This window comes from Sagittula sp., from assembly GCF_052825245.1.
The window spans coordinates 61,991-84,285 of sequence record NZ_JBRBWD010000044.1; the positions used below are offsets into that span (position 1 = coordinate 61,991).

19 protein-coding genes and 1 pseudogene are annotated in these 22,295 nt (G+C 65.6%); 10 read left to right on the forward strand and 10 right to left on the reverse strand.

Annotation, left to right across the window (positions count from 1 at the left end; genetic code table 11):
* The first annotated feature begins 17 nt into the window (after nucleotides 1-17).
* Nucleotides 18-800, forward strand: coding sequence for an enoyl-CoA hydratase/isomerase family protein (locus tag ACU0DV_RS19320; RefSeq protein WP_446269886.1), 783 nt, complete (start codon nucleotides 18-20; stop codon nucleotides 798-800).
* 97 nt (nucleotides 801-897) lie between these two features.
* Entirely contained in the window at nucleotides 898-1,704 is an 807-nt protein-coding gene (locus ACU0DV_RS19325; RefSeq protein ID WP_446269887.1) for an IclR family transcriptional regulator, read from the forward strand.
* On the opposite strand, the gene ACU0DV_RS19330 is transcribed toward ACU0DV_RS19325, so the two are convergent.
* Nucleotides 1,691-2,515, reverse strand: coding sequence for an IclR family transcriptional regulator (locus ACU0DV_RS19330; protein WP_446269888.1), 825 nt, complete (start codon nucleotides 2,513-2,515; stop codon nucleotides 1,691-1,693). The two genes, ACU0DV_RS19325 and ACU0DV_RS19330, sit on opposite strands and share 14 nt — an antisense overlap.
* Before the next feature lie 717 nt (nucleotides 2,516-3,232).
* On the opposite strand from ACU0DV_RS19330, the gene hglS reads away from it, so the two are divergent.
* From hglS to ACU0DV_RS19350, 4 genes are all read left to right on the forward strand, one after another.
* Complete coding sequence (gene hglS, locus ACU0DV_RS19335) at nucleotides 3,233-4,630, forward strand: 2-oxoadipate dioxygenase/decarboxylase HglS (RefSeq protein WP_446269889.1); 1,398 nt, start codon at nucleotides 3,233-3,235, stop codon at nucleotides 4,628-4,630.
* A 78-nt stretch (nucleotides 4,631-4,708) separates the two neighbouring features.
* Nucleotides 4,709-6,229, forward strand: a complete 1,521-nt coding sequence (amaB, locus tag ACU0DV_RS19340; protein WP_446269890.1) for an L-piperidine-6-carboxylate dehydrogenase — start codon at nucleotides 4,709-4,711, stop codon at nucleotides 6,227-6,229.
* A 2-nt stretch (nucleotides 6,230-6,231) separates the two neighbouring features.
* Nucleotides 6,232-7,464, forward strand: coding sequence for a pyridoxal phosphate-dependent aminotransferase (locus ACU0DV_RS19345; protein WP_446269891.1), 1,233 nt, complete (start codon nucleotides 6,232-6,234; stop codon nucleotides 7,462-7,464).
* 186 nt (nucleotides 7,465-7,650) lie between these two features.
* Nucleotides 7,651-8,676, forward strand: coding sequence for a hypothetical protein (locus ACU0DV_RS19350; protein ID WP_446269892.1), 1,026 nt, complete (start codon nucleotides 7,651-7,653; stop codon nucleotides 8,674-8,676).
* Nucleotides 8,677-8,811: 135 nt separating this feature from the next.
* Here the strand turns inward: ACU0DV_RS19350 and ACU0DV_RS19355 are convergent, their stop codons facing one another.
* The 6 genes from ACU0DV_RS19355 to ACU0DV_RS19380 form a co-directional block, all read right to left on the reverse strand.
* Nucleotides 8,812-9,891 (reverse strand): hypothetical protein, encoded by a 1,080-nt coding sequence (locus ACU0DV_RS19355; RefSeq protein ID WP_446269893.1) that lies wholly within the window; start codon nucleotides 9,889-9,891, stop codon nucleotides 8,812-8,814.
* Nucleotides 9,888-11,411 (reverse strand): class I adenylate-forming enzyme family protein, encoded by a 1,524-nt coding sequence (locus ACU0DV_RS19360; protein ID WP_446269894.1) that lies wholly within the window; start codon nucleotides 11,409-11,411, stop codon nucleotides 9,888-9,890. Before ACU0DV_RS19360 ends, ACU0DV_RS19355 begins: the two co-directional genes overlap by 4 nt.
* A 65-nt stretch (nucleotides 11,412-11,476) precedes the next feature.
* Entirely contained in the window at nucleotides 11,477-13,246 is a 1,770-nt protein-coding gene (locus tag ACU0DV_RS19365) for an ABC transporter permease subunit (protein ID WP_446269895.1), read from the reverse strand.
* Nucleotides 13,243-14,331 carry an ABC transporter ATP-binding protein gene (locus ACU0DV_RS19370; RefSeq protein ID WP_100931318.1) on the reverse strand — a complete coding sequence of 363 codons (1,089 nt, stop codon included), beginning with the start codon at nucleotides 14,329-14,331 and terminating at the stop codon, nucleotides 13,243-13,245. The genes ACU0DV_RS19365 and ACU0DV_RS19370 overlap by 4 nt, the downstream gene beginning before the upstream one ends.
* Before the next feature lie 157 nt (nucleotides 14,332-14,488).
* The gene (locus tag ACU0DV_RS19375) at nucleotides 14,489-15,550 is read right to left on the reverse strand and encodes an ABC transporter substrate-binding protein (RefSeq protein ID WP_446269896.1); all 1,062 of its coding nucleotides are present in this window, start codon (nucleotides 15,548-15,550) and stop codon (nucleotides 14,489-14,491) included.
* A 112-nt stretch (nucleotides 15,551-15,662) separates the two neighbouring features.
* Nucleotides 15,663-16,436 carry an enoyl-CoA hydratase/isomerase family protein gene (locus ACU0DV_RS19380; protein ID WP_446269897.1) on the reverse strand — a complete coding sequence of 258 codons (774 nt, stop codon included), beginning with the start codon at nucleotides 16,434-16,436 and terminating at the stop codon, nucleotides 15,663-15,665.
* 155 nt (nucleotides 16,437-16,591) lie between these two features.
* On the opposite strand from ACU0DV_RS19380, the gene ACU0DV_RS19385 reads away from it, so the two are divergent.
* From ACU0DV_RS19385 to ACU0DV_RS19400, 4 genes are all read left to right on the forward strand, one after another.
* Nucleotides 16,592-17,380: an IclR family transcriptional regulator gene (locus ACU0DV_RS19385; protein ID WP_446273564.1), complete on the forward strand. Its 789-nt coding sequence runs from the start codon at nucleotides 16,592-16,594 to the stop codon at nucleotides 17,378-17,380.
* A 152-nt stretch (nucleotides 17,381-17,532) separates the two neighbouring features.
* The gene (locus tag ACU0DV_RS19390) at nucleotides 17,533-17,832 is read left to right on the forward strand and encodes a (2Fe-2S)-binding protein (protein WP_446269898.1); all 300 of its coding nucleotides are present in this window, start codon (nucleotides 17,533-17,535) and stop codon (nucleotides 17,830-17,832) included.
* A 1-nt stretch (nucleotide 17,833) separates the two neighbouring features.
* Nucleotides 17,834-19,213: an FAD/NAD(P)-dependent oxidoreductase gene (locus tag ACU0DV_RS19395; RefSeq protein WP_446269899.1), complete on the forward strand. Its 1,380-nt coding sequence runs from the start codon at nucleotides 17,834-17,836 to the stop codon at nucleotides 19,211-19,213.
* Complete coding sequence (locus ACU0DV_RS19400) at nucleotides 19,210-20,370, forward strand: NAD(P)/FAD-dependent oxidoreductase (protein ID WP_446269900.1); 1,161 nt, start codon at nucleotides 19,210-19,212, stop codon at nucleotides 20,368-20,370. Before ACU0DV_RS19395 ends, ACU0DV_RS19400 begins: the two co-directional genes overlap by 4 nt.
* A gap of 128 nt (nucleotides 20,371-20,498) precedes the next feature.
* On the opposite strand, the gene ACU0DV_RS19405 is transcribed toward ACU0DV_RS19400, so the two are convergent.
* From ACU0DV_RS19405 to ACU0DV_RS19415, 3 genes and pseudogenes are all read right to left on the reverse strand, one after another.
* Nucleotides 20,499-21,368: a TRAP transporter large permease gene (locus tag ACU0DV_RS19405; RefSeq protein ID WP_446269901.1), complete on the reverse strand. Its 870-nt coding sequence runs from the start codon at nucleotides 21,366-21,368 to the stop codon at nucleotides 20,499-20,501.
* Between the two features lie 34 nt (nucleotides 21,369-21,402).
* A pseudogene (locus ACU0DV_RS19410) lies at nucleotides 21,403-21,750 on the reverse strand (TRAP transporter large permease subunit); the annotation flags it as partial.
* Nucleotides 21,747-22,274: a TRAP transporter small permease gene (locus ACU0DV_RS19415; protein ID WP_446269902.1), complete on the reverse strand. Its 528-nt coding sequence runs from the start codon at nucleotides 22,272-22,274 to the stop codon at nucleotides 21,747-21,749. The pseudogene ACU0DV_RS19410 and the gene ACU0DV_RS19415, both read right to left, overlap by 4 nt.
* Nucleotides 22,275-22,295: the final 21 nt, after the last annotated feature.

Here is a 22,295-nt window from a genome sequence, read left to right on the forward strand (position 1 = left end):
CGCGAAAGGACGCACCCATGACCCAGATCATCACCGTCTCGCGCCCCGCACCCGGCATCGGGGTGATCACCATCAATCGCCCCGAAAAGCGGAACGCGCTGAACGAGGCTGCCTGGGATGCGCTGGCGCGTGGCTTGGGCGAACTCGGCGACGACCGGGAGGTGCGGACGATCGTGCTGACCGGCGTTCCCGGCGCCTTCTGCGCCGGTGACGACATCGGTGCCTTCGCGGAGGCCAGCAAGGATCCGGTGACGCGGGACCGTTACTGGAACACGATCATGCGCTGCTACGCCACGCTGTCCGATGTGCCGGTGCCGATCATCGCCGCCATCGACGGACCCTGCGTGGGCGGCGGCATGACCTTGGCGTTGCGCGCCGATTTCCGGCTGGTGGGGCGGCGCGCCGTTTTCTCGGTTCCGCCGGCGCGGCTGGGGCTGGTCTATCCGGCCGACAGCACTGCGCGTCTGGCGGCCCTCGTGGGACCACAGGCCGCACGCTACATGATCTATACCGCCGCATCGCTCGACGCGGCGGAGGCGGTGGCGACGGGTCTTGCCTGGGGGGACGTCGCGGACGATCCGCTGGCGGCGGCACTGTCGCTTGCGGCCAGGATAGCGGACAAGTCGCCCCTGACCGTGGCGGCGGCGCGCACGGTCTTCAATCGCCTTGCCACACAGTTGCCCGAGGGGCTGGCAGACGAGATCGCCGCCCTCACCCGCGAGGCGGAGGCCAGCGATGACTACGTCGAAGGCGTCGCCGCCTTCACTGCCAAGCGCGCACCGGTCTTCAAGGGGCGGTAGAGCACCGGGTCCCTTGTCGCGAACGGTTTTTCCCGGCACACACGCCATCGCGTGGGCTGTCCGCCCGTGAAAAGCTCACCACCGGAGGGAGACCGACATGGAGCAGCCGGAGACCAAGGAAGAGCCCAGCACGGTCGATACACGCCTCTTCGTCGGCTCCGTGCGCAAGGCGATGGCCGTGATGGAAGCCTTCGACGAAACCGAGCCGGCGATGTCTATGACCCGGATCGCGGCCAAGACTGGGCTTGGGCGCAGCGCCGCGCAGCGCTTCGTCTACACACTGGAGACGCTGGGCTACCTGCGGCGGGATGCACGGACGCTGGAATACCGGCTCTCGAACCGGGCATTGCTCTTTGCCCGCAGTATCCTGACGTCTCACGCGGCCATCGAACGGGCCTTTCCGTCCATGGTCAGGCTTGCAGAGACCTTCGGTGAAACCGTGTCCTGGCTGGAATACGACGCCGGGCAGGTCGTCGTGCTGAGTTCGGCACCCAGCCCGCACCGCGCGGCCGTGGTGCTGCCCATCGGTGCCCGCTTCGATGCGCTGACCTCTTCGTCGGGACACCTGTTCCTGGCGGACATGCGACGCGAGATCGTGGTCGGCATGTTCGAGGACGCCGGCCCTTCCGTGCGGGCACGGCTCGGAGACCTCGATGCCGACAACTACGTCGACCTTGTCCGCAGCGAAGCCGCCCGAGGTTACGCGCTGACCGAGAAAGACATGGACATCGGTTCCATGTCGCTCTCGGTGCCGGTGCGCGATCTGCAGAACCAGGTCGTGGCTGCCATCAACGTTTCGGTCCTGCGCGCGCGCACCGGGCCGGAAAAGCTGCTGTCAGAGATCGTCCCGGCCTTGAACGAGCTGGTTCAGACGCTCGACGCGGACCTTTTCAGAGGCCGTTAAGCCCGGTCTCTGCCTGGTGTTCGAGGATCCTTGCGACCCGCACCACCGCCGCACGGATCGGCGCCCCCAGACGTTCCGAGATGGCTGTATGAGGAATCCTGCTCTCCAGCGCAGAGACGTTGAGCGCCCCCAGAACCACCCCGGATGACGACAGAACCGGCGCCGAGATCGAGACGCTGAACAGGTCTTCTTCCTTGGAGGTGGTGGCAAAGCCCTGCGACCGGACTTCCGCGAAGCGCGCAGCCATTTCTGCCGCGTCGGCAAAGGCGATCCGCTTGCGCAGCGCAGGACTGGCCGCAGCCAGCAGGCTCTCCGCGAACTTAGGGTCGCCGTGTGCAAGGATCGCCTGTCCCGACGAAGAAGGCAACGCGGCGAACCGCTGCCCGGGGGCAAAGCTCACATGGCCGAGGTGCCTGCTGCGCACGGTCTGCTGGATGACGATCTCGTCGCCTTCGAGTTTGACCCAGCTTGCGGTTTCGCCTGTCTCGTCGGCCAGGTCTTGCAGGACGGGCTGGACCAGCCGCATCAGGTTTCCGGGTCTGGTCAGCCCTCCGGACAGGTCCAGGATCTTGAGCGTCAGTCGATAGTGGCGCTGGTCTTCCTCCCTTTCAAGGTATCCGAGCTGCTCAAGTGTGTAGACGATCCGCTGCACGGCGCTGCGCCCCAGGTCGATCTGCTTGGCAATGTCGGCGATGGTCCTTGAGCCGAGCCCGCCGTCGAAGGCCGCCATGACCCGCATCGTGCGTTCGACCAACGCCACGTAGAGCCGTGTGTCGACCTCGTCCTGCGGTGGAGCGTTGCGCGTGTTCATGGGACAGCAGAGCCTTCTGGGTGACGGACCCGAAGTCTCTATCACAGTCCAGCCGGATGCAAAGGCCGCGTAGGGCATTGTTCGGCCCGTTGGTCGGAGCAGGAATCGACAGTTCACTCGCTGATCTGGCAAACGTTGCAGGACACACAGTCGACCTGCATCGCGGCGCTGGCGGAGGCGGGGCACGCCGGACCACTCCGGATGGCTTGCGGCAAAGGCCAGCGGAGCGATGATCGCGAGGAGGCGCTCGCCTTGGCTCCCTGAGATGACGTGACCCTTTGTGCAGGTCGCCATGTCCAGCGATGCCTCCACTTCTGCGAGGAAACGGGGCTCGGACTGTCTGGTGATCACACGTGCGCGCGCGTCCAGCCAGAGGTTTGTCGTTCTGCGTCTCGAGATCGAAGTACTTTTGGATAATAGCGCTCTGCGGCAGGTCAAGCTCTTCGCCTGAACGCGTGAAATGGCGTTCAGGGCAGCGCGTTCGAAGGACAGCAGCATCCGCATGTCAGGCCGGTATCAGCGTTGCCGGATCGTTCGACTGCTCCGCTCTTGGCTGCACCCGAAGATCACGTCTTTGGCGTCACCATGCTCCTATTTGGAGGCAAGACTGGGACGCCATGTGTTTTCGGAATGAGGTTATCTGGAATGGTCATTCGGAACCGCGACACCCCTTGGTCTACAATGCCCAAAGATCATGAATACGAACGGAGCGGCCCTATGGCAGCCGAACATGCAAACCCCGATAAAATCCGCGCGCTCTTCTCCCGCGCCATGTCCGTCATGTACCGCGAAGAGGTGCCGGCCTACGGCACGCTCATGGAGCTGGTGCATGACGTGAACGCCGAAGTGCTCTCGGCCAGCCCGGCCGAAAGGGAGCGTCTTGAAGGCCTGGGCGAGCTCGAGCGTATCGACGAGGAACGCCATGGCGCGATCCGCCTCGGCACCCCGCGCGAGCTGTTCACCATGCGCCGTCTCTTTGCGGTCATGGGCATGCACCCGGTGGGCTACTATGACCTGTCCGTGGCCGGCGTGCCGGTGCATTCCACCGCATTCCGCCCTCTCGACGACGCTGCGCTGCGCCGCAACCCGTTCCGCGTTTTCACCTCGCTGCTCCGGCTCGACCTGCTGGACGACGCCGACCTGCGCGACGCCGCCGCCGAGGTACTGGACCGCCGCGAAATCTTTACGCCGGGCTGTCTCGAACTGATCGACAAGGCCGAAGCCGATGGCGGTCTTTCCGAGGCCGACGCCGAGCGTTTCGTGGCCGAGGCGGTCGAGACCTTCCGCTGGCATGCCAAGGCGAACGTTCCCCACGCGCTTTACCGCCGCCTGCACGATGCGCACCGGCTGGTGGCCGACGTGGTGGCCTTCAAGGGTCCGCACATCAATCACCTCACTCCGCGCACGCTCGACATCGACCGCGTGCAGGAGATGATGCCGGATCGGGGCATCTCGCCCAAAGCCGTTGTGGAGGGTCCGCCGACCCGCAACGTGCCGATCCTTCTGCGCCAGACCTCGTTCAAGGCGCTCGAAGAGCCGGTGAACTTCCCCGCTGATCATAGCGGCGAGGCCGGTACCACGACTGACCACCACACCGCCCGCTTCGGCGAGATCGAGCAGCGCGGCATCGCGCTGACCCCGAGCGGCCAGGCCCTCTATGACCGCCTGCTGGCCGAGACGCGCAGCCTCATCACCCCGGCCGCCGACGGGTCGAACGCCGACGCTTACCGCGCCACTCTGGCCGAAGTGTTCTCGGCCTTCCCGGACGATCTGGAAACGCTGCGCAAGGACGGGCTGGGGTACTTCCGCTACTCGGCAACGGGCCAGCCCTGCAAGGATCCGTCCTGCGGTTTGGATGCGCTGATCGCGCAAGGCTGTCTGCGTGCCGACCCCATTGTCTACGAGGATTTCCTGCCGGTTTCGGCCGCCGGGATCTTCCAGTCCAATCTCGGCGACAGCGCCGCTCAGGCCTTCGTCGCCAACCCTAACCGTGCGCGCTTCGAGGAAGACCTCGGCGCGCCCGTGCATGACCTGTTCTTCCGCTATGCCGAGACCGAGGCACGATCGCTCGCCGAGGCCCGTATCGAGCTGAGCCGGAGCCACCAGACGGCCTGACCCGGGCAGCGGCACGACCGCCCGAAGGCCCACACCCCGCACACCGAAAAGACGACCGACCAATCAAGGAACCCTCTCATGAGCACCCCTCTCAAGCAGACCACCGCCGACACGATGGCAGCCTGCGGCGCGACCGCCGATCTTGCCGTCGCGGGCGGTATGTCCGTCATCTCTCCCGTGACCGGCGAGCCTGTCGCCAGCCTTGCCGAGCATTCCGTCGCCGACACCGAGGCCGCCATCGCCAAGGCAAACGACGCCTTCCGCACCTGGCGGCTTGTCCCTGCCCCGCGCCGCGGTGAGCTGGTGCGCCTCTTTGCCGAAGAGCTGCGCAAGGCGAAAGAAGACCTGGGCCGCATGGTCTCCATCGAGGCGGGCAAATCCCCGTCCGAAGGCCTTGGCGAAGTGCAGGAGATGATCGACATCTGCGACTTCGCGGTCGGCCTCTCGCGCCAGCTTTACGGCCTGACCATCGCCACCGAGCGTCCGGGCCACCGGATGATGGAAACCTGGCATCCGCTTGGCGTGGTCGGCATCATCACGGCCTTCAACTTCCCCTGCGCGCCGTGGTGCTGGAACGCGGCTCTCGCTCTGGTCTGCGGCGATCCGGTGATCTGGAAGCCGTCCGAAAAGACCCCGCTGACCGCGCTGGCCTGCCAGGCGGTGTTCGAGCGCGCGCTGGCGCGTTTCGGTGACGACGCGCCCGACGGCCTCAGCCAGGTGCTGGTCGGCGGCCCCGCCGTTGGCGAGGCGCTGGTGGACAGCCCGAAGGTCGCGCTGATCTCGGCCACCGGGTCCACCCGCATGGGCCGGATCGTCGGCCCCAAGGTCGCGGCGCGCTTCGGCAAGTGCATCCTCGAACTCGGCGGCAACAACGCGGGTATCGTCTGCCCCTCTGCCGATCTGGACATGGCCCTGCGCGCCATCGCCTTCGGCGCGATGGGCACGGCGGGCCAGCGCTGCACCACAATGCGCCGGCTTTTCGTGCATGACAGCATCTATGATCAGATCGTGCCCGCGCTGAAGAAGGCCTACACCTCCGTTTCGGTGGGCAATCCGCTGGAGACCGAGGCGCTGGTCGGCCCGCTGATCGACAAGACGGCCTTCGACTCCATGGGTGAGGCGCTGAAGGAAGCGGCCGGGCTGGGCGGCACTGTCCACGGCGGCGAGCGCCAGGAGGTCGGTCTGGAGACGGCCTATTACGTCAAGCCCGCGCTGGTCGAGATGCCGAAGCAGGAAGGCCCGATGCTGCGGGAGACCTTCGCCCCGATCCTGTACGTGATGAAGTACAGCGACTTCGACGAGGTGCTAGAGCTGCACAACGATGTCGGCGGCGGGCTGTCCTCTTCGATCTTCACCACGGACTTGCGCGAGATGGAAACCTTCCTTTCGGCACGCGGATCTGACTGCGGCATTGCCAACGTCAACATCGGCACTTCGGGCGCCGAGATCGGAGGCGCTTTCGGCGGAGAGAAGGAGACCGGCGGCGGCCGCGAAAGCGGTTCGGACGCATGGCGCGCCTACATGCGCCGTGCCACCAACACGATCAACTACTCGCGCGAGTTGCCGCTGGCGCAGGGCGTGGTCTTCAATATCGACTGACCATGAACACCGCAGTCGCATCAGACTTCCGGCCCGCCGAGCGCATCGAGTCGCTCGGCGTGTCCGAAATCCTCGCGATCGGGGCGCGTGCTGCAGAGCTGCGCGCCTCGGGTCGCGACATCATCAGTCTCGGGGCGGGCGAGCCTGATTTCGACACGCCCGACCACATCAAGCAGGCCGCCTGGGACGCGATGCAGCGCGGGGAGACCAAGTATACCGCGCTGACCGGCACCGCCGCGCTCAGGACCGCGATTGCAGCCAAGTTCGCTCGCGAGAACGGTCTGACCTACGCTCCTTCCGAAATCATCGCGTGTACCGGCGCAAAGCAGGTGATCTACAACGCCATGATGGCGTCGCTGAATCCCGGCGACGAAGTCATCATCCCCACCCCCTACTGGGTCACCTATTCCGATATCGTCGAGCTTTGCGGTGGCATTCCGGTGCTGGTGCCCTGTGCCGCCGAGCAGGGATTCCGACTGAGCGCCACGCAGCTGCGCGAGGCGATCACGCCGCGCACCCGCTGGCTGATGCTGAACTCGCCCTCCAACCCGTCGGGTGCGGCCTATGCGGCCGAACACCTGCGCCCGCTCCTGGATGTGCTGCTGGAGGAACCGCATGTCTGGCTGATGGTCGACGATATGTACGAGCACATCGTCTACGACGGTTTTCGCCATGTCACCCCCGTGGCCATCGAGCCTAGGCTGAAAGAGCGTACACTGACCATAAACGGCGTCTCCAAGGCCTATGCGATGACCGGCTGGCGCCTTGGCTATGCCGGTGGTCCCGTGCCGCTGATCAAGGCCATGACGGTGATCCAGAGCCAGTCGACCTCGGCCGCGAACACGATCAGCCAGGCGGCGACCATCGCCGCGCTGGAGGGGCCGCAGGATTTCCTGGCGGAAAGGGCCGAAGCCTTCCGCGCCCGCCGCGATCTTGTGGTCGACGCGCTGAATGCCATCCCCGGCCTTGCCTGTCGCAGTCCCGAAGGCGCCTTTTATGCCTTCGCCGAATGCGGTGGTGTGATGGGGCGCCAGACGCCGGACGGAACGCGGCTGGACACCGACCGCGCGTTTTGCGCCTGGCTGATGGAAACGGCGGATGTTGCCGTCGTGCCGGGAACCGCCTTCGGCCTGCCGGGGCATTTCCGCGTGTCCTACGCCACCGACACCGAAACGCTGAAGACCGCAATGGCCCGCATCGCGGCTGCCTGTGCAACCCTGTCGGATCCGGCCTGAATAAACATCCGGGACGCCGGGCCCCCGGCGTCCTCTCCTGCAAGGGCTGGGCCAAGTCACCCTGCGCAGACAGTCGGGACACTTGAGCCACTGCCGTATCTTCGTCACAACGACTGGCGCCGGACGTTCGTGTGAAACGGATCGGCTGACGGCGTGCCCGCGTCGTGATTGGGATGGAGACCGCCAATGCCTGACAGTGAAACCTCAGGGACCACATCGGATCGGTCCGCGCAGGCGCGCGGGGACGGTCTTCTTTACCTGTCCTCGGCCGACATCGAGAGCCTGAACCTCTCTCCCGCCGCACTGCGCGGCGCCATTGCCGCAGCGATCCGGCAACGGTCCGGACCCGTCCGTGGCGGCGGCATGAAGACGCGGGTGCAGCTGGATGAGGGCCGCTTCTTCATGTCGATGTCCGATGCGGATGACGGGCTTGGTCTGGGCGTGACCAAGTGGATCGGGTACTCGGCCGACAACGCGCGGCGCGACCTTCCTGCCATCAGTGCGCAGATCATCGTGAACGATGCCGTCACTGGCCGCGCCGTGGCGATCATGGACGGCAGCTGGATCACGACACACCGCACCGCTGCACTGTCAGCCCTCGCGGCCGAGGCGCTGGCCAAGCCGGGCGCGTCCAACCTCGGAGTGTTGGGGTGCGGCGTGCAGGCGCACAGCAACCTTGCGGCGCTGGCGGACGTGCTCCCCGCGCTGCGCAGGGTCCGCGCGTTTTCACGCAGCACCGACTCAGCAGAGGCACTTGCCCAGCGGGCGCGCGGAATGGGGTTCGAAGCCGAGGTCATGCAGGACCCCGAGGCGCTCGCCGCCGCGAGCGACGTGGTGGCTAGTTGCCTGCCCAGCATCGACAGCATCCCGCCCATCGTACGCCCGCAGGTGTTGCCACCCGGAGCGCTGGCAATCGGGGTCGACCTTGGCCGGGCATGGCATCGCGATGGCCTCACGGACCATCTGGACGGATTTTTCACCGACGATATTGCCGCGCTCGAACGCAACGGCGGCAATCCGGCTCTGGCGCATCAAGGCCGCTACGATGGCGACCTCGCCGCACTCCTGACCGGAACGCATCCCGGCCGCGTGGACGATGCGCAGCGCCTGATGTTCCTGTTCCCCGGCATGCCGCTGGCCGACCTGGCGGTCGCAAGGCTTGCAATGACGAAGGCCACCGAAAAAGGTCTCGGCACCCTGCTGACCCGCTGACCGGGCACGCATCACGGCCACAGGCGCCGGTGCCATCGGGAGCGGCCTCAAGCACGCTGCGGCGCAGCAGCCACCGAACCGCGCGGGTCGATCACTTCCCCCGTCAGCCGATAGTCTAGCTTCATAGGCGCGGCCTCAGGCCGGTTCGGACATCAGCCTGTCCCGCAGCGCGAGCATGTCCGTGCAGACATCTTCGAGGTCCGCGACGTCGAAGCCGTCCGCGTAAGCAAATCCTTCGGCGTGCAGCAACTCGGCGAGCCGCCCGTTATATGTCGCCCGACCGCCCGAGACGGTAAGCCCGCCCGCATGTTCGAACGCGTCGTTCCAGGCGATGGCTTCGGCCTCGGTGACACTGCCGGGCAGATCAAGGCTCAGCACCCCGGTCTGTGACAGTTTCACGGGATAGCCACCCGGCAGGCCATTCGGCCCCGGAACATGCCCGGTCCAGGCGGCTCCGGCTGCAAGGGCCAGGATCAACGTGACGCCGCTGGCCCCCGAGATCTCGATGGCGGGTTCCGGCGTCAGCTTGCACTCGGAGAAGGTCGCGAAGGGGTCGATGATCTCGCGGTCATCGGCGAAAATGCGCGGCGCGGGGCCGGTGCGCTCTGCCGCTGGCTGGCGCCAGGGTTTGAGGCACTGGTAATGTGACAGCACCCTAAGCGTGCCCGCCGGACGCGCGCTGGCGCCACGGAAGACGTTCGACAGGATCGCGACATTGCCGGTCCCGCACAGCACGTCATGGCCCATAGACGTGATCAAGCCGTTGACCACGTCCGGGAAGGAGCAGTTGATCAGCGGTGTCGCCGGGCACAGCTTGCTGATCGCTGCCGCCATGCGCGCGGACATCAGCGCCTGGAAGACGGCGGTGGCGCTGAGCCCGCCTTCGGCGACCAGCTCTGTCCAGCGCGACCCCTTGTCCGAGATCACCGAGGAGGTCTGGATCGACGCCGCCTGCACCACGATGCGAGGCTTGAGTTCCGACAGGAGCGCCTCGGACGCGCCCTCCTCAAGCAGGTCGACCCGGTGCGCCCTGAAGCTGGCAGGCGTGCCGAACATGGCGGCCCGGGCATTGCCCGCGGTCTGCAGCCATTGCAGCCGGTCGACGTTGCGCCCGGCGATGACCACCGAGACAGGCTCTTTTGCGGTGGCCGCGATGTCGAGAGCGATGCGGCCGGCGAACATTCCGGTGCCGGTGATGAGAACGTCGGTCGTCATACGGTGTGGGCCTTTCTGGTGTTCTTGCGTTCCCAGCGTTCGGGCGACTTCGGCAAGAGATGCTTGCGGATCCGCTGGCTTGGCGTCTTGGGGAACTCGTCGATGAAGGCGATGAAGCGCGGCTGCTGGTAGGGGGCGAGCTTGTCGCTCAACCAGCGGCTGATCTCCTCGGCATCCGGTTTGGTACCGGGGGTTGGCCGCACGAAAAGCTGGATGTCATATTCGCCGATTTCGGCGGGCACACCGACCATGGCGGATTCCTCGATCTGCGGGTGCCGGTTGGCAACGCTTTCGACTTCGTGTGCCGAGACGTTCTCGCCCATGCAGCGCACGCTGTCGCCCACCCTGCCATGGAACCGCAGCATACCGTCCTCGCCCCAAGAGCCGGTGTCACCGGTGTGGAACCCGTCTGGCTGCAACGCCTTGGCGGTGGCCTCGGGTGCCTTGTGGTAGCCTGCGAAGATTGCGCCCTCGATGGTCGAGGTGATGACCAGTTCGCCACGTCCCTCTCCCGGTCCGAGGATGCGGCCTGTGTCATCCTTCACCTGAATGTCGAACCAAGGCAGCGGTCGACCGATGGCCCCCACGACCCCTTCGACATTGGCGCAGCTGATCGACGAAGCCTCGGTTTGGCCGTAACACTCCTTGATGGTGATGCCGAAACGGTCCTCGAAATCGCGCCATGCGGAGGCAGGGCAGCCGCCGCCCCATGCGACGCGCACGCCATGGCTGCGGTCAAGCTCGAAGGGCGGCTGCTTGAGCAGGATCTGCGGGATACCGCCGAGATGGTGGATGTGGGTGCAGCGCGCAGTAGACACCTGCTGCCAGAACTGGCTGGCCGAGAATTTCTCGGCGATGGTGAGGGTGACATTGCGCAGGATCGGCAGAACCAGGACCTGCGCGCCGCCGACATGATAGAACGGTTCCCACATGAAGAGATTGTCGCCGTCCTGCAGGTTGCCCACCTCCTCCACACCGCGCGCGGCGATCTCGAGCATGGTCTGAGTGACGAGCACGCCCTTGGCAGGCCCGGTGGTGCCGGAGGTGAACATGATCGCCGCAATGCCCATGGGCCCCGCCACCTCATATCGGGGCCGGACGGCGGGGGTGCGTGGAAGTTCGCGACTGTGCAGCACGAGAATGCCTTCGCGCGGCTGCGCCTCGCAGGCGGCTAGCGTGGCCTCGAGCTCCGGATCGCAGACCGCGATGGCGGCGTCCACCAGGCGAATGGCATGCACCAGCCCGTCGCCGACGAGCGCCGGGTTCACCGGCACCCAGACCATGCCCGCGCGCAGAAGCCCATGGATGAGAGCAAGGGAGGCGGGACTGTTGCGTGTCATCACGGCCACCGTGTCACCGGGGCGCACGCCATGGTCGGCAAGCCAGGCGATCATTGCGTCGGCGGCATCTGAAAGTTGCCGGAAGCTGATTTCGGTGCCTTCGGTAGTACGGGCAAAGACGCGATCGGGGGTCCTGTCGGCCTGTTGGATGAAGGACTTTGCCAAGCCTTGGATGTTCATGTGTTTCCTCGAAATGGAACAGAGAGCCGCGCCACGGTTTAGGCGGCGCGGCGTACAGGGTGTCTTCAGGACTTCTGGACGCGTTGGGCCACAAGCAGGATCAGCGTGACGATGACCAGCACCACGACGGACACGGCGGCCAGCGTCGGGTTGAGCTGAAGGTACATGTCGTCCCACATCTGCTTGGGCAGGGTCGATTTCAGACCGCCCGAGATGAACAGCGCGATGGTAAGCTCGTCAAAGCTGGTGACGAAGGCGAAGAGCGCCGCCGAAATGATGCCACCCCGCAGAAGCGGCAGCGTGATCAGTCTGAGGACCTTGATCCGCCCAGCCCCCAGCGTGGCCGCCGCCTGGTCAAGCCGCCAGTCGTAGCCCTTGAGCACCGCGCCGATGGCAATGAAGGTGAAGGGGATCGCGAGCAGCGTGTGACCGATGATCAGTCCGATGTTGGAGGCCACGAGCCCGATCTGGGCCATCAGGTAGAACAGGCCCACCGCGATGACGATGCGCGGCACGATCATCGGTGCGAGCATCAGGCCGAAGACCGTCTTGCCGAACTTGCTGTCCGAACGCGCCAGCGCCAGCGCGGCCGTACCGCCCAGAAGGGTGGCCAGGATGGCGGTGGCGAAGGCCACGCCGAAGCTGCGCAGGGTGGCCGAGATCCAGATCTGCGAACCGAAATACTCGGAGAACCAGCGGGTGGAATAGGACGGCGGCGGGAAGGCCAGCGTCTGTTCGCCCGTGAAGGCCAGCGGCAGCACGATGATCGCGGGCGCCAGCAGGAACAGGAACAGCACCCCGAGATAGACGCCACGCAGCGGCCTCGGGGCCTCGTCGCCGCGATCACCCAGATGGTTGAAGGGCGAACAGATCCAGGCAAGCCCGTTCAGCACTCCCTGGCCCGCACGGCGCAGCCACCGCACGCCCTTCTTCGAGCCCTTGGTTCCCTCGGAGCTGGCCTGCGTCAGCGACGAAAGCCCGAAGAACTGGTCGTAGATCCAGATCGCCACGAGGGCGGCCGCCACCAGCATCACCGAAAGCACCGCGGCAAAGGCCCAGTTCACCAACTCCTGCACCTGCATGATGATGATCTGAGCCAGCATCGTCTGGCTCCGGCCGCCAAGATAGGCCGGTACGATGAAGAAGCCGAGCGACGTGATGAAGGTCAGGAGCCCCCCGGCGGCAACCCCGGGCAAGGCCAGCGGAAATTCGATCAGCCAGAACCGCTGAGAACGTTTCGCGCCGAGGCTGCCGGCGGCCAGCGGCAGGCGCTGGTCGATGCCGGTCATTACCGGCACCATGGTCAGGATGGCCAGCGGCATCATTGCGTGGACCATGCCGACCAGCACGCCGAACTCGTTGTACATGAGATCCAGAGAGCTTTCGGTCACTCCCGAGCCGGTCAGGATCGAATTGAAGAGGCCGCGGTCACCCAGCATGATCATCCATGCGAATGTCTTGACCAGGTACGAGGTCCAGAACGGCAACAGCACCAGGAACAGCCACTTGTTGCGGCTCTTGTCAGGAAGCCGGGCCAGCCACGCGGCGACCGGGTAGCCCAGCAGCACCGAGAAGAAGGCCGTGAGCATCGAGATCCGGAAGGTGATCCACAGAATGCGCATGTAGACCGGGGTGTCGGCGAGGTGCTGGTAGTGCTCAAGCGTCGCGCCGCCGGTCTCACCGCCTGTGAAGCTCAGGCCGATGAGGCGCAGCATGGGCAGCAGAAGGAAGACGGCCACGAAAGCCAGCGCGGGCGCGGCAAGCCACATCGGGCCGACCCTCAGCCGCGAGAGGGCGCTGCCACGGGCGAAGATATCAGAGGCCAGACTGCTCATGACACCACCCGGCCGGCCTCGATGGGCCAATGTACGGTGATCTCTTGGCCGACATCGGCGCCTATGGCGACGCCCGGGTCGCGCCGCAGCGTGAATTCCGTGCCGTCCGGCAACACCAGCATCAGCCGGTTGTCCGAACCGATGTAGACCACGTCGCGCAACGTGGCGCGCAGCTCGTTCATGCCGGGGCCGGTGGCCGCGCCGAGCGATACCCGCTCGGGCCGCACGATCAGCGCGTGTATTCCGGCATTGACATCGCGCGCGCCCATGCGCCCCGCAAAGGTTCCCGCAGCGGTCTTGACCAGCGTGTTGCCCTGTGCGTCGGTGCCCGCGAGCGTGCCTTCCAGCAGGTTCGAATGACCGATGAATGTGGCGGCGAAGATGGTCTCAGGATCCGAGTAGATCTCGCTGGGGGTACCCAGCTGCTCGACCTTGGCATGGTTCATCACGCAGATGCGGTCGGACATCACCAGCGCCTCTTCCTGGTCATGGGTGACGTAGATCAGCGTGGTGCCGAATTCCCTGTGCAAGCGCCGGATCTCCAGTTGCATGGTCTCGCGCAGGGCCTTGTCGAGTGCGCCGAGCGGCTCGTCCATCAGGATGATCTCGGGGCGGAAGACAAAGCAGCGCGCAAGGGCCACCCGCTGTTGCTGCCCGCCCGAAAGCTCGCGCGGGAAACGGTGCGCGAACTTGTCGAGCTGCACCTTTTCCAGCGTCTCGGCCACGGACGTCCGGATCTGTGCGGCAGGCAGGTTGCGCATCTTGAGCGGGAACGCGACGTTATCCTCGACGGTCATGTGCGGGAAAAGCGCGTAGTGCTGGAACACCAGCCCCATGCCGCGCTCGTGAACCGGACGGTTGGTCCAGTTCTCGCCGTCAATCGAAAGCCGCCCCGATGTGGCCGGAGTCAGCCCCGACACCATCTGCAGCAGCGTGGTCTTGCCCGACCCCGACGGCCCCAGCAGCGTGAGGAACTCACCGCGCTGGACGTCCAGCGTCGTGGGTTCGAGAGCGGTGAACGTGCCGTATTTCTTTGACAGCCCATCGATGCGGATTTTGGCGGCAGGAGCGGTGGAGATGTTCATGAAGGAATTGCCTCTGTCGGAGTGGGCCGGGCACCGGTCGTGTGGCGGCGACGGGCTTCGCCCGGCGACCGCGCGCAACGGCCGTCTCTGGAGTGATCGCGGGGGGCAGAGAGAGCCTGCCAGCCGCACCCGCAGGGGGCAGCTGGCAGAAGGGTGATTACATCAGGAGCCAGAGATTGAACCGTTCGGTCATCTCGGCACGGTTCTCTTCCCACCAGCTTTCATCCGCCAGCACCATCTTGTCCAGGTTGGCCGGTGCGGTGGTCAGAACGGGCGCGCGCTCTTCCGAGATGTGGTCGTAAGCCGCGAGGTTGGTCGGGCCATAGGACAGATCATCGGTGAACAGCGCCTGCTGCTCGGGCCGGGCGCAGAAGGCGAGGAACTGCCGTGCGGCATCGACGTTCGGGCCGCCCTTGGGAAGGCCCCAGCCCTCGATCGAGTAAAGACCTTGGTTCCAGACCAGTTCAGCCGGCGCCCCGGCGTCGATGGCCGATTGCAGGCGGGCGTTCCAGCCGGCCACCATGTCGACCTCGCCACTCTGCAGAAGCTGCGAAGATTGCGCACCGCCGGTCCACCATACGTCGATGTGGTCCTTGATCTCGTCAAGCTTGGCAAAGGCGCGGTCCACGTCGAGCGGGTAAAGATCCTCGGGCGCGACACCGTCGGCCATCAGCGCCTGCTCCAGAGTGTCGATGGGATTGCGGCGCAGCGCGCGGCGCCCGGCGAAGGTTTCCGTATCCCAGAACTCGGCCCAGTTGGACGGACCGGCTTCCATCCTGTCGGTGTTGAACGCCGAGATCGTCGCGTAGACATCGGTGCCGAGGAAGTTCGAATGCACCGATCCCGGCATCATGGTCTCGGCCAGCGCCGGGTCGAGCTGGATGTCGTCGAGCAGGTCTTCCTGTTCAAGGATCAGCCGGGCCGACAGGGTCAGGGTGCAAACGTCCCAGATGTAGCTGCCGGTCTCGACGATGGACTTGAACTGCGCCGTGGGTTCCGCGTCTCGCGCCACGGAAACGATCTCAATGCCGGTCTCGGCGGTGAAGGGCTCGTAGAAGGCCTTGCTGAAGCCCGCACTGAACGGACCGCCCGGATCGGCCACGGTCAGTGACGCGGTCTGGGCATTGGCACGGCGGCCCAGCATCGGGGCTGCCAGCGCGGCAGTGCCGATGGCCAGCATGCTGCGACGGCTCAGGCGCGATCTGTCGTTCTTGGTCATGGTGTGTACCTCTGTTGGGATGTTGGTTTGGTTTTTGCTTTATTGTTTGTGTGGCGGCGCCCGCCCGCAGGGCGGAAACCGTCGTCTTCGGATGAGTTTTTCTTGAGGCCGATCAGGCCTTTGCGCGCTTGGCGAAGAACTCTTCCATCATCCGCTGAGGCTCGCCGGTGGAATAAGCCTCCAGCTGGATGCGGATACCGGCCTGCATGGCGTCTTCGTAGCCCGCTTGGGTCACTTCCTTGACGCGCTGACGGTTCAGACGCATCGCCACGGGGGGCTTGGATGCAAGATCCTTTGCCAGCTCCATCGACGCGGACATCACCTGGTCCTGGTCCACAAGGCGGCTGATCAGGCCCCAGTCATAGGCTTCCTTCGCGTCGAGCATGCGGCCGGTGAAGGTCAGGTCGATGGTGCGGGCAATGCCGATCATGTCCCGCATGACCCAGTTGCCCGTGACGGTCGGGATGCCGGACAGGATTTCTGGCTGGCCCATGCGCACGCCGGGGTGGGCGACACGAAGGTCACACAGCAGCGCCACCTGGAAGGCCGAGCCCGCCGCCACGCCATTGAGCGCCGCGACGATGGGTTTGGAGCTGTCGCGCAGGCAGGCATAGAGCTTCTTCCATTCGCCCATCCAGCTTTCGGCCCGGTCTGCGTCGAAGGTCTTGCTCTCGCCCAGATCCTGCCCCGCGCCGAACGCCCGGTCGCCAGCCCCTGTCAGGATGATGGCACGCACCTCGTCATCCGCTTCTGCAGCCACGAAGGCGTCGATGAGCATGTCACGCATGGACGTGTTCCACGCATTCATCTTCTCGGGACGGTTCAACGTGATTGTCAGAACGTTGGCGATTTTTTCGGTAAGAATGAAGTTGTCCATAGCATCCATTGCATTGTGATAGTTACTATTGGATAAAAATGACAGCAGGCATGTTTGTCAATCGTCTTGTCGCTCTCGGTTGAAATTCCTGTCTGTGTTACCGAAGACAGTGCGGTGCATTCTCAGGGTGTCTGCATGCGACCAAGGCGGGATCGAAGGACAAGATGGTGTCAGAACAAAACAAGAAGCCGGCGAAGCGGGCAGACCCCCTCATGGTGCAGTCGGTTGCCAAGGCCTTTCGCGTGCTCGAAGCCTTTGACGGCCAGCATCCGCAGATGACGCTCTCCGACATTGCCGAACAGACCGGCCTTGACCTCAGCGGGGCGCAACGCTTTGCGCACACTCTGGAATCGCTGGGGTATCTCGAGAAGGACACGCGCACGCGGCAGTTTCAGCTTTCGGTCAAGACGCTGGATCTGGCCCATCATTTCACCCGCACGTCACGTCTCGTGGACCGGGCGATGCCGGTCCTGCAATACCTCAGCAAGGAAACCGAGGAGACGGTGAACCTTACCGTTCTGGACGGGACTGAGATCGTCTTCATCTCGCGCTTTCTCAGCCGTCACGTGCTTCACACGGATGTGACCATCGGCACCCGTTTGCCCGCCTATTGCATGGCACCGGGGCGCGCGATGCTCTCACGGCTGCCGCCCGAAAAGGTGGCGGCGATTCTTGATGCCTCGGACATACGCGCTCACACCCGGAACACCGTGACGGACGTCGACAGGCTCAAGGAGATCATCGAAGAGACGCGTCTGAAGGGCTATGCCTGCGCGTTCGAAGAGGTCTACCACGCCGATGCTTCGATCGCGGCACCGATCCTCGGCGCTCAGGGCCAAGTGATCGGCTCGGTCTCGCTTGCGGTCTCGACCCTTCGTTACACGCCGGAACAGCTCGAAGCGTCCTTCGCCGCGATGATCCTCGCGGCCGGGAGGTCGATCTCCTTCTCCTGACGATCTGGGCCGCGGAGAGGGCAAGCAATCCTTAGGCGAGCCAGCCGTCTTGAAGAATCCGCCCGATACGCAGGGCCGGAAACGTTGAGGCTTGACGCCGGACCAGTTGTGGCCTCTCATATTGCCATAGCACATATTGCATGGTAATACTCATGGCGGACTCGCTCCTTCATCCCATCGACGCCGACGCGCCGCGTCCGCTGCGTTTCGAATTCGACGGTGCCGAGATCACCGCGCGGCTCGACGACACCGTGCTGGCTGCGGTGCTGGCTGCGCAGCCGCAGTGCGGCGTCAACGAATTCGACGGGGGCGCCCGCGCCGGGTTTTGCCTGATGGGCAGCTGCCAGGAATGCACCATGTGGGACGATCAAGGCCGGCGCCTGCGCGGCTGCATGACGGTCGCCCGCGATGGCCTGCGCCTGCGCTCGCGCCCATACGAAGAGGCCGACTGACATGCAGGCGGAGACGAAGATCGTCATCGTCGGCGCCGGGCCGGCAGGGCTCGCGGCAGCGCGGCGGCTCGTCGAGGTCGGTCTGCGGCCCATCGTTCTGGAGGAAAGCGCCCACCCCGGCGGGCAGGGCACCCGCCGCCTGTCGCCCCTGACCTCGCGCCACCGCGCCGCGCTCTTCGGAAAGTCGGCCGAGACCATCGCGCGCCGCGAAGAGGCCGAGGATGCGGTGCTGCAGCATTGCGATTTCCGAACCGGCACTTTGGCATGGGCCTGCCATGACAACCGGCTGGAGCTGCTTGGCCCGGACGGTTTCGACAGTATTACCTATAGCCACCTCGTCATCGCGGTTGGCGCGACCGACCGGCTGATGCCCCTGCCCGGCTGGACCCTGCCGGGTGTCTTCACCCTCGGTGGGGCACAGGTGGCGCTGAAACGGCATGCCAGCTTCATCGGGCGGAAGGTGATCTTCGCAGGCTCGTCGCCGCTGCTCTACCTCGCGGCAGCGCAGTACCTTCGGCTTGGGCACCGCGATCTTACCGTTCTCGACACGACGCCTATCGCGGGGAAGGCCCGGGCTTTCCCGGCCATGCTGCGCCACGCGCCGCGCAATGCGCTGCAAGGGCTTTCCCTGATCGCCGAGCTGTGGCGAGGCGGTGTCACCATGCGTTCGGGCGTGCGGCTGGAGGCGATCGAGGGCGACACCCGCGTCACGCGGCTGCGCTACACGACCGCCCGCGGCCGGGCCGTGACCGCCGAGGCGGACGCAGTAGCCCTGGGCCACGGGCTGCGCGCAGAGACCCAACTCGCCGAGCTGGCCGGCGCAACCTTCTCATTCGATCCGGACTTCCGGCAATGGTTCCCCTGCACCGACGCGGCGGGCCGCGCGGGCGAGCGGCTCTGGCTGGCGGGGGACAGCGCCCGTACCGGTGGCGCCGAAGCGGCGGATGCCGCCGGGAGCCTTGCGGCGCAGAGCCTTCTGGAAAGTCTCGGCCATCCGGTCCGGAGCGTCGTGATGAGGCGCGACAGGCGCCGAATGGCCGCGCAGCAGGCATTCCAGCGCGCGATGACAGGCGCCTTCCGCTGGCCTGCCGAGCAAGCCGCCGCGCTTGCCGATGACGTCCTGGTCTGCCGGTGTGAACGGGTCACCGCCGGCGAGATCCGAGCCGCCCTGAACGAGCCCTCCTGCCCGACCGAGGTGAACCGGGTGAAATCCGTGACCCGCTGCGGGATGGGCCGCTGCCAGGGCCGGTTCTGCGGACAGGCCCTTGGCGAGATCGTGGCGGCCGCTACAAATGCCCCGCCCGGCCGGCTGCGCGCGCAGGCTCCGGTCCGCCCCATCCCGCTGGTCTTCGACCCCAACGCGCGGGGGGAAGACGCATGAACCTGCGCCTGAAAAGCGACGTGATCGTGATTGGCGGCGGCCTCTTCGGCGCCTTCACCGGGCTCTTCCTCGCGCGCGCGGGACTGAGTGTCACGCTGCTCGAGAAGGGTCAGATCGGGGCGCAGGCCTCCGCCACAAATTTCGGAAACCTGCGGCTGCACGGACGATCCGCACGCCAGTACCCGCTTTCGATCCGCGCACAGCAGCTTTGGGAGGCTTACGGCTCCCTCACCGGCGAGGGTTGCGAGATCGAGCGCACCGGGCATCTCTATTTCGCCCACGGCCAACGCGGCGAGATCCAGCTGCGCAAGGACGTAGAGACCGCGACGCGGTTCGGGGTCGAGTCGCTGCTGCTTGAGGGAGATACCCTACACGCCCGGTTCGGCTTCCTGTCGCGCCACATCCGCCTTGCCGCGTTCAGTCCGCGCAGCGCTGTGGCCAATCCCCGTCTCAGCACGCCGCCCGTGACCCGGGCGCTGGCCCGGGTGGGCGGCACGGTGATCGAGGGCTGCGAGGTTGCGGGCTTTGACAGCACCGCTACGGGGTTCGCGGTCACCAGCGCGGATGGCAGGTGTTTCGAAGCGCCAAGGCTCGTCAACGCCGCGGGAGCCTGGGCCGGCAAGCTCGCCCAGCAGGCCGGAGAGCCCGTGCCGATGTTCAGCGCCGGCCCGCCGCAATTCGTCACCGAGCCCCTGCCGCACCGACTGCACCCGTCGGTGCATATGGTAGAGGGCGATGTCATCGTGCGTCAGATCCCGCGCGGCAACATCATCTTCTCGGGCTACCCGCGCACCCGTTCTCTGCCTTCGGGCGAGTTCACCTACGTGCCGCCAGCCAAGACACTACGAGGGATGCGCACGCTGGTCGAATGCATCCCCATGCTGGCGCGGGCAGAGATTATCCGCGTGTGGTCCGGGGTCGAGGGTTATCTGCCCGACATGCTCCCAGTGATTGGCGCCAGCACCACCACTCCGGGCCTGTTCCACGCATTCGGAGGCAGCGGCGGCGGGTTTCAGATTGCTCCGGCTGTCGGCGAATGCCTCGCCGCGCTGGTGCGGGGCGAGGCCTCAAAGGTCGACATCTCGGGCTACGGCATCGACCGCTTTACCGAGGGCTCCGAAGTCTCGGAAAAGATTCACCTGGAGTTCGACCAGTAGGCATTTGCGGACCCGCCTTCTTTGGGCGTGTGGCGTCCGATTCCGAGGCGGGGATGGGCGCGTAACCTCTTGCGCGATGGCGCTCGACGGCCGACAAGCTGATCTCTGGCATCTGCCCGCCCGCCCAATCAGCCCAGACAACCGGTGACGCGGGGCGGCTTCGCCAGTGCTGTCCGGCAAGCCCGCAGATCCGTCGCGAGTCCGGTCGGCGGCTGTGGCACCCGGGGCGCGTCGGTGATCCCCTTGATGACGAACAGGTTCAAACCGACGGGAGGCGTGATCATCGCCAGTTCGAGGTTGATCATCAGCAATACGCCGTACCAGACGAGGTCGATGTCCAGCGCGTGTATGGTCGGCAGCAGGATTGGCGTGGTGATCAGAATGATCGCGATGGATTCAAAGAACATACCCATTAAGAAGATCAGCGCCATGACCACGAGGAAGGAGGCCAGCAGAGACAGACCGAGCGCGGCAACAGCCTCCGTCACGCCGACCGGCAGGCGGATGATGCTGATGGCATGGCCGAACATCGCCGCCCCCACGATGATCATGGAGACCATCATCGAGGTCCGCATCGTGGCATAAGCGCAGTCCCAGATCATGCGTGGTGTGAGGGTGCGATAGGCCAGCGCCGCAACGAGTAGTGCGTAGAGGCACCCGGCGGCGGCGGCTTCGGAAGCGGTGAAGACACCCGCGTATATGCCGCCCATGATGATCGGCGGGGTCAGCACGGCCCAGATCGACTTGCGCAGCGCCAGCATCACGGCGCCCCATCCCGACCAGGATGTATGTTCGCGTGTGCCGCCGTTCCACATGCAGTAGATAGAGAACATGATCGCCAGCATCAAGCCGGGCAGGATACCGGCGAGGAACAGCGCGCCGATGGAAGCGTCCGAGACGATGGCATAGAGGATCATCGGGGCCGAAGGGGGAATGAGAATGCCCAGGGTTACACCCGCGGCGATCACCCCCCCGCGCCTCGCGTTCCGGATAGCCATAGCGCTTCATTTGCGGGATGGCGCTGGAACCGATCGACAGGGCCGTGGCCACTGACGATCCGGAAATCGCGGCGAAGATCGTGCAGGACACCACCGTCGCCACCCCGAGGCCGCCCCGGATGTGGCCGATCACCGTGTTTGCCATGACGTAGAGATCGTCGATGACCTTCGGTTTGATCATGATCTGCGCCATGAAGGCGAAGAGCGGGATGGTCATCAGCACAGGTTTGGACAGGTGCGCCATGACGGTGTCGGAGATCGGGCCGATATGGCCCTCGAAGATCAGCAGGATCGCCGTGGCCGTCAGCCCCAGCGCGGCAAAGATCGGCATTCCGGTCAGGAGCAGCAGGATCAGCCCGCCGAAGACTAAAAGGATGGTCATTGGCTCCGCCCAGCGAGGGTGTCGAGGATGCGCGTGAGCGCGACGAGGACCAGCATCGCCGCCGCAAGCATCAGCGGCGCCTGGGGGATCCAGCCCGGGATTTCGAGGTGTCCGGTGGTGTAGCTGCCGACCATGCGGGAGAATTCCACCGCTTCCCACGTGGACAGGAACAGGACGACGGCCAGCACCAGAAAGGCGAGGCCGGCAAACACCCGTTGTACCGCGCGGGACGGGCCGCGCAGGCGGTCGGTCAGCAGGTCGATGGCGATGTGATCGCCCCGCCGGTAGGCTTCCGCCACCCCGCAGGAAATCATCGCCACCAACATCCAGCCGGTCACCTCGTCGGACCAAAGAAGCGGGCTGTGCAGGACGTAGCGCATGAAGACCGCGACGACGGTCAGCCCAAAGGTGCCGAGGATCAGGAGGATCGACAGCGCAGCGCAAGCGCGCGACAGAGCCGCTGCCACGCGGAAGGGGAAGGAGCGAGAGGCGTCATGCGCCCCTCCCCGCTCAACAGGAGACATCAGCTGCCGCTCGACAGCTGG